The sequence below is a fragment of the Coleofasciculus sp. D1-CHI-01 genome (assembly GCF_040218875.1).
Lineage (GTDB): Bacteria > Cyanobacteriota > Cyanobacteriia > Cyanobacteriales > Coleofasciculaceae > Coleofasciculus.
Genome location: NZ_JAVJQP010000023.1, coordinates 48,521 through 56,733 on the forward strand (window position 1 = coordinate 48,521; position 8,213 = coordinate 56,733).

An 8,213-nucleotide genomic window follows, 5' to 3' on the forward strand; every position below is an offset into this window, starting at 1 on the left:
ATGGTTCATAGTTCATGGTTGATGGTTCATAGCAATCAGCAATCAACGATGAACTATCAGCAATCCCACTAACCCCCAATTTGTGACATGGTGCGAGTGTAGTAACCATCAGTACCAGACTCTCGCTGTTTAAAGTTGATGTCTGGTTTAATCGCTAGTAACTGCTGCACTCGCGCTCTCAATTGGGCGAGATCAACACCGCTACGGAGAGCGCTTTTTAAGTCAATCTGACCCGTTTCATTAAGTAAACAGGGACGCAACCAGCCATCGGCAGAGAGGCGCATCCGGTTACAGCGATCGCAAAAACATTCGGACATTTGACTGATAAAGCCGAGAGTCCCTAAAGCATTGGGAATCTGGAACACATCAGCCGGTCCATTCCCGCGCACATTCGACTCAACTAAGCCCCAGCGATCGCGGATTTGCTGGCGGAGTTCCTCTGACGGAATCCAGGCGCGATCGCTAAATAATTCAGGATTGCCAATCGGCATAAACTCAAGAAAGCGAATGTGCCAATGGCGGTCAAGGGTAAGGGCGGCTAAATCCAGAACTTCTGCATCATTCACGCCCGGAATTACGACAATATTTAATTTCAGGGGATCAAACCCCACCCGATGCGCCGCCTGAATTCCGTTCCAGGTTTGTTGCCAGCGCGATCGCCCCCGATTCCCGATAATTTTGTCAAAGGTGTCAGGATTGAGAGAGTCTAAGCTAATATTAATCCGCCGTAATCCCGCATCATACAAGTCTTGTGCCATGCCTGCGAGTAAAAAGGCATTCGTCGTCATGGCTAAATCTTCAGTTTGATCCAGTGCGGCAATTTCTCTCACCAAATCTACCACCCCTGGACGTAGTAGCGGTTCCCCACCTGTCAGGCGAAACTTTTTAAACCCCACCGGGATAAACACCTCTTTCAATAGCGTCAGCAGTTCCTCATGGGTGAGAAGTTCCTGTTGCAGGATATAGTCCAGTTCTGATTCTTCCGGCATACAGTAGTGACAGCGGAAGTTACAGCGGTCAATTAGGCTAATCCGGAGATAATCGACAGTGTTCATATTAATTCGCGGCTATCCCCCATCTCTAGGCGGCTACTGTTCCATGATAAGAATCTTTAACTCATCGGCGAGTAAGAATTATGTATTGTTTTCATTTATTAAGAATATAGCAAATTACGGAAAGCTGTGGTATTATATACAGAGGTTCGGGAAAATTACCGCAGAAAATTATCGGATTACGCATCTCTGAGATAATGAAACTTAGATAATGAAACTTGTTGAGAAGCACGTAGTTTGTAAAGGCACTCGAAAATGGAAAGAGATTGATAACTTAGCCTTCAAGTCGAAAAATCTTTACAACCGAGCCAATTACGAAATTCGTCAACACTTCTTTAAAACCAACCAAATCCTCTCCTACAACGAGATGGCATCTCGGATGCGGCTAGAGGAGTCTTATTGTGCCTTACCTCGCAAAGTCTCTCAACAAGTCCTGCGGTGCTTGGACAGGAACTGGAAAGCCTGGAAAGAAGCTAATAAGGAATACAAGAAAAACCCTGTCTTATTCTTGGGCAAACCCAAGCTTCCCAAATACAAAGATAAAGAGAAGGGGCGTAATCTGTTGGTTTACACCATCCAGGCTATTAGCTCGAAAGAGTTGAAAAAAGGATGGATTAAGCCATCGGGAACAAACCTGATGATATCTAGCAACAAGCAGAATATCAATGAAGCAAGAATTGTTCCCCGCCTTAATTACTACGTGGTTGAGGTGATTTATGAGCAACCCATTCAGCAGTTGGTTAGCGGTGAAGCGGTAGCTGGTGTAGATATTGGACTGAACAACTTAGCGGCTGTAACTTCAAATCAAAAAGGATTCAACCCTTTCCTGATTAACGGCAGACCTGTTAAGGCGGTCAACAATTACTACAACAAGAAAAAAGCAGAACTGCAATCTCAACTTAAGGGAAACAGGAAAACGTCAAACCGAATTCAGCGTTTATCAACCAAGCGAGGATTCAAGATTGACGACTATCTCCACAAGTCCAGTCGGTTTATTATCAACCAGTTAGTTGAGAACAATATCTCAACTCTCGTGATTGGTAAAAACGAGAACTGGAAGCAGGGAATCTGTATCGGCAAGGCTAATAATCAGAACTTTACTAGCGTTCCTCATGCAAGATTGATCCAGATGTTGACCTATAAAGCTGAACGGGTTGGCATAAAAGTCATCATTACCGAAGAATCTTATACATCAGTTGCTAGTTTCCTGGATGGGGATTTTATTCCTGTTCACGGAAGACCAGAGGCGAAAACAGCAAAATTTAGCGGTCGTCGTGTTAAGCGTGGGTTGTACAAATCGAAAATCGGCATCAAATTCAACGCTGACATCAACGGCAGTTACAACATCATTCGTAAAGTAGTCCCAGATGCTTTTGGCAACGGGATAGAGGGTGTAGTAGTTCACCCAGTCAAGATTACTCTTGCCAACTAATTTCCGCGTTTTTTCGTAAAATTAGGAACTATGTAACTATTATCAAGTGAACGTTGAGGCGCATCACTCCTATGTTAGGCAAGTTACTAGATGGTCGTTACCAAGTCAACCAAGTCCTCGGTGCAGGAGGATTTGGTCGCACCTACCTGGCACAAGATACCCGTCGTCCCGGTAACCCGATTTGTGTGGTCAAACACCTTCAGCCTGCAAATCGTGACCCCAATTTCTTAGAAACCGCCCGCCGCCTATTCAACAGCGAAGCGGAAACCCTAGAGGTGCTGGGGAATCATGACCAGATCCCGCGTCTGCTTGCCTACTTTGAAGAAGACCAAGAATTTTATCTGGTTCAGGAGTATATTGAAGGGCATCCCCTCAGCCAAGAGTTGATACCGGGTCAACCGTGGGAGCAGATGCGAGTCATTGCCCTGATGCAAGAACTGTTAGAGGTTTTAGACTTTGTTCATAACCGTGGCGTGATTCACCGGGATATTAAGCCGGATAACTTAATTCGACGTAATTTAGATAAAAAGTTAGTCTTACTAGACTTTGGGGCGGTTAAGCAAATCCGGACTCAACTGGCAAGTCCTCAGGGGCAAATGAGCAATACGGTGGCAGTAGGGACTCCGGGTTATATGTCCAGCGAACAGGCTTTGGGTCAACCCCGTCCTACCAGTGATATTTACGCTTTAGGAATTATTGCTATCCAAGCCATCACGGGTCGTATGCCTGCCGAATTGCAGGAAGATTTAAATACGGGCGAACTGATCTGGCAAGATCTTGCCCCTGTGAGTCCAGGGCTAAAACATATTCTGACCCGGATGGTACGCTATCATTTCAAAGACCGCTACCAGTCAGCAACAGAAGCGTTACAAGCCGTGCGATCGCTCGTTGCCGCTTCTTCGGGTCAGTCTGTTCCGTCGTCTCAACCAACCCCTCACCCCCAGCCCCTCTCCCAACAGGGCACCCTGGCAGTTTCCCCCGCCGCACCCCCTCGACGACCTACTCCTCCTCCCCCTCCTTCCCCTCCTTCCCCCCCTGAACCCGAACCTGCATCTGAACCGAATCGCGCACCATTGATCATTGGTGTGGGTTTAGCCGTGGCTATGGCAGCCGCAGGGATGGCGTATGGCATTCGTCAGGGGATGTCCGGTGGAATGGCACAAGGGACTTGTACAGTAACGGCTCAAGGCTTGAACGTGCGCTCAAATCCCAACGCAGCGATTGTTGGCACAGTTAATAAAGGCACAAAGTTAACCTTAACGGGAACTAAGCAAGGGGATTGGGTGGAAATTCGTTCACCTAAACCAGGGTGGGTTTTTGGCAAGTATGTCGATTGTGACTCGGTAGATACCATTGCCGAACAACCCGCCAATCCTACACCAGTGGAAACTCAACCGAGTCCCACCCCAGTTGAGACAAAACCCAGTCCCAGCCCAGAACCAACCCCAACGCCGGAAAAATCCCCCGTTCAGCCCCAAGATAATGGGGCAGAGGTCTTGACAGAAGCGGCTCAAGAGTATCAACAGGGTAACTTAGATAAAGCGATCGCGGCGGCTCAATCGGTTCTCCCCAGTAGTCCAGCGTTCGAGGATGCTCAAAAGAAAATCGAGACCTGGCAAAAGGAATGGGGGGAAGCGAAAGCCAAATTCGATAAGATTCAGCAAGCCTACAATGAAGGTCGCTATGTTGATGTGATCATTTATGCCGCAGACAGCGATTTTCCGGAACAGCGCTATTGGCGAGAAAAGTTGAATGACTTAGTTCGCAAAGCCACCCAACGTAAAAATCAAGGGGATACGAATCAGGAAACCCCACCGTCATCTGAGCAGTCAAATCCTGAAAACTCCAAACCGGAAACAGAAGCACCGACTCAACCTTCACCTAAACCCGCAGGGGATGATTCCGTCCCGATTTGTGAACCGGAAGCCGAAGAAGCCTGTTGATAAATGATCCAATCACCCACATTTGTAGGGTGCATTAGCGAAGGCGTAATGCACCGTTTTTCACAGATTTGGTGGGTTACGGCGGATATCGAATTATCAGGATTAGTTTTGTTAATTGAATCCCGCCTAACCCACCCTACAAATTTGTATTCCAATCACCCATATTTGTAGTGGCGTGACCCAGCTAATTTGGTGCAATAGATTGGGTTCGTAGTGAGGGAACCTCAGCCCTCTCCAGATAGGCGTTAGAGAACTAAAGTTCTCACTACAAACAAAGTCCTATTTTAGGTGGGTCACGCCGCCATCGTGCGTTAGCGAAGGCGTAACGCACCGTTTTTCACAGATTTGGTGGGTTACGGCGGATATCGAATTATCAGGATTAGTTTGGTTAATTAAATCCCGCCTAACCCACCCTACAAGTTTATATTTTTGATTAATTACCAAAGATTGCCAACCAGGGTAAACGCACTCCAATAATAAGGATGAGTTAGATCAATATTCCCTTGGTTCCGCAATTCTTCTGGTAAGTCAACTCTCGCGGCTGGCGTGACTAATTCATCCCCGTCTAATTCCACCTCTCCCCGCATCATTGCTACTTGTGCTTGTCGCAAGGCTTCGGCTTTAATCGGTGCTTGCTTTAACTGTTGATAAAATGTGGTCATGAGTCCTAACGTCCCGGTATCACTGACATACCAGAGACTCCCCAAGGCTGATTTGACCCCAGCTTGTACCGCTAATCCGGTAAATCCTAATTCTGCTTCCTCATCCCCTAACGCCGAACGACAAGCACTTAATACCATTAGTTCTATCGGGGGATTATCTAATTTTAATTCCCGCAATTTGTCTAGGGTTAAGCGGGTATGCCAAAACTGAATATAGGAGTTACTCGGTTTTCCGGGTTTGAATTCCCCATGGGTGGCTAGATGGAGAATGCCAAAAGGTTGACTAGCCCGGGCTTGTTTGAGATTTTCTAGGGTAAAATATTGATTCAGAAAAGATGTACCTGACCACAACTGATTGGTAATAATTGATAACTCTTTGGGGACAGCAGGTAAAGGGTTTTGTTCCTCAAATTTAGACGCGCCCATGGCTAAGATATCAGCATTTCGGATATCCACATAACGGGTATCGGTGAGGCTAAAACTGGGCATTAACCCGACGCTGTAGTTCTCGATAATAAATTGGTTTCCGTCATAGAGTGTAGCGATGGGGAGGGAACGTAAGCCACTATCCATTACGAAGCTGAGATTATTAATCTGTTGGGCTTGTAATTCTGCTTCGATGGGGGAAACTAACCAATCATAGAGTTGTTGCGCCGACGGTTTATAGGGGCGTGGAATGCGAACATCGGTGACAGCGCGACGTAATTGTTGCACTTGTTGCATCACTTTCTCCCGTGTTGCACCAGGAACAGGACGGCGAATGATGTCTCCAGAGGCAGTAACCAGGACAAGTTCTAGTTGGTCACTGGGTTGAGGATTGGGGTTACTGGACAGTTGTTGGCGTTGAGGGGTGGACGGGTTAAACTGCCAGAGAATTTCGGTTTTGTCTTTAGGATTGGGTTTGTCGGGAGTCGGGGTTTGGGGTTTAAAGAAGGCGTAAATTAGGGCAGGTTTTATGCCAGTTTGTTGTTCAATTTGACTCAGTGTCGTTTGCACTTCTTCAGGCGTAGCCGTGGGGGTATTACTAATCCCTAGGTAGCTTTCATAAGCATTTGTGAAATCGCCTTCTTGTTGAGTCAGTTCAGCTTCAGCCGTTGGGGTGGTGTTGGTTGTCGATGAGACAGCGACTGGACTACTTTCGTCTGAGATGCTATCTTCCTCGGCAGATTCGTTAACTTGATTGGGTTGAGTGATATTAACCGGATTTATCGGGGGTTCATCGACGGTACTGGTGGGAATATCACCGCGAATAATTGCAATATTTCCTTCTCGGTGAGTTAGGGGAAAGGAACGCAGCGGGATAATACTAATGTCTCCACTGGTGAGAACGCCAGCCGTACCATTAATTTCTGCATCACCGACTTTAAAGGGTGTGAGTGCGTCACCTCCATGGCGAATGGTAATATCTCCCCCACCGTTACCACCAGCCGTGGAGATACTGGCGTCTATCCCATTTTGGTCAGTAAAGGTGTCTGTGGCGCGGAAGTATTTGCCTGCGGTGATATCGACGTTACCCCCTGTACCATTCTCCCCACCTTGAGCGTTAATCGATGTCACCTGAATATCGCCGATAGGGTCAAGGGTCACATTACCACCGTCACCAGAACTTCCACTGGTATTAATTGTACCTGTGGTTATTTCAAATTCAGCTTGAACAACAATATCGCCACCCGTCAATCCAGAACTAATCAGATTTGCGATCGCCAATTTACCCGAATTTGCGTTAAGATATATATCTCCCCCCTTTCCCGTGGGGTTATTGGTATTTAAGATAACCCCACCCCCTTGAAAATCAGTCGTGCTGATATTAATGTCTCCCCCACGGGTTTGCACGACACCGGAACCGGAAAAGGCGATAGGATTAGAACTACTCACCGAAATATCACCGCCATTGGTTGTCAGTGTCAGCGCACCTGCGGTAAGATTGCCTGTAGTAATCGCACCATTGTTGCTGGTAATGGTAAGAGCGCGATCGCGATTAATAATGTCACCTGTAATAATATCTTGATTCGCCAGCAAGGTAATCGTCGCATTCCCTTCTCCGGTGAGGGTTCCGGCGGTGGTATTGATGGAACCTGATTGCAATGTAACAGGGGTTGGGAAAGTCACATCACTCCCTAGAGTAATTGCGCCACTGTTATTTGTCCCACCAATCGTGATTGAGGTAAACGTATTTTGTAGGGAATTCAGTTCAGTTGCGGTTAAATCTAAAATACTGGTGCTACCACTATCCGCACCCCCTAGTTGAATCCCTTGGCTTGGAGTTAACGGTTGCAGGGTTAAATTACCCGTTCCAGAGATAGTACCTGTAAAATTAAGCTCATCGCCGCTTAGGGTAAGATTTCCTGCACCTCCATCAATATTGCTGCTGATGTTTGCTGGGTTATTGAATTGGAATCTATCATCTAATGTGCCACCTATCAAGTTAGAAAAGTCACTAAAATTAAGTCCGTTAACTGTACCATTATTGTTTCCTGTAATTGTCCAAGTGTTCGTGGTGTTATTCGCAAGTAAGGTACTGGTTGCGTTTATGGTTCCTTGGACTTGTTCAATATTTATCCCACCCAATGTGGCTAAGTTTACAGTTAGGGGGCTGGTATAGGTTGAGTAGTCTAGGGTGTCTGTACCTGCACCACCATCAACTGTTCCGGTAAACGTTACGCCATCATTCAACTCAAATGTATCGTTACTACTCCCTCCAGTCAGATTTGAGAAAGTATTGAAATTCAGTGCGCCATTAATTGTACCGCTATTGCTATTCGTAATAGTCCAATTATTCGCGGTGTTATTGGCAACTAGAGTGCTGGTAGCGTTGGCGGTTCCGGTAACTTGCTCGATATTTATCCCACCCAATGTTGCTAAGTTGACGGTTAGGGGACTGGTATAGGTTGAATAGTCTAAGGTATCTGTTCCGGCGCCACCGTCAATCGTTCCAGTAAAGGTTACGCCATCGTTGAAACTGAATGTATCATTATTACTCCCCCCTGTCAGATTGTTAATCGCGGTGAAGTTACTCCCATTAATATTACCTGTATCCGAGTTCGTCAGATTCCAGGTGTTCGCTGTATTACTGCCAATTATTGTGTTGTCTCCGCCACCTCCATCAATGGTTCCAGTAAAGGTG

4 protein-coding genes are annotated in these 8,213 nt (G+C 46.5%); 2 read left to right on the top strand and 2 right to left on the bottom strand.

What is annotated here, in order from left to right:
* Nucleotides 1-68: 68 nt before the first annotated feature.
* A complete protein-coding gene (gene moaA / locus RIB93_RS04490; protein ID WP_446370677.1) occupies nt 69-1,055 on the bottom strand; it encodes a GTP 3',8-cyclase MoaA in 987 nt (328 codons plus the stop codon).
* Between the two features lie 208 nt (nt 1,056-1,263).
* On the opposite strand from moaA, the gene RIB93_RS04495 reads away from it, so the two are divergent.
* Nucleotides 1,264-2,484, top strand: coding sequence for an RNA-guided endonuclease InsQ/TnpB family protein (locus tag RIB93_RS04495; protein WP_446370680.1), 1,221 nt, complete (start codon nt 1,264-1,266; stop codon nt 2,482-2,484).
* Nucleotides 2,485-2,555: 71 nt separating this feature from the next.
* Nucleotides 2,556-4,427 (top strand): protein kinase domain-containing protein, encoded by a 1,872-nt coding sequence (locus RIB93_RS04500; RefSeq protein ID WP_446370682.1) that lies wholly within the window; start codon nt 2,556-2,558, stop codon nt 4,425-4,427.
* A gap of 437 nt (nt 4,428-4,864) precedes the next feature.
* Here RIB93_RS04500 and RIB93_RS04505 read toward each other — a convergent pair.
* On the bottom strand, nt 4,865-8,213 hold a 3,349-nt coding region (locus tag RIB93_RS04505), incomplete at its 5' end, for a CHAT domain-containing protein (RefSeq protein ID WP_446370684.1).

Excerpts from the sequence above, each read along its gene's own strand:
- moaA (WP_446370677.1), bottom strand. The coding sequence starts at position 1,055 with ATGAACACTGTCGATTATCTCCGGATTAGCCTAATTGACCGCTGTAAC.
- RIB93_RS04495 (WP_446370680.1), top strand. The coding sequence starts at position 1,264 with ATGAAACTTGTTGAGAAGCACGTAGTTTGTAAAGGCACTCGAAAATGG.
- RIB93_RS04500 (WP_446370682.1), top strand. The coding sequence starts at position 2,556 with ATGTTAGGCAAGTTACTAGATGGTCGTTACCAAGTCAACCAAGTCCTC.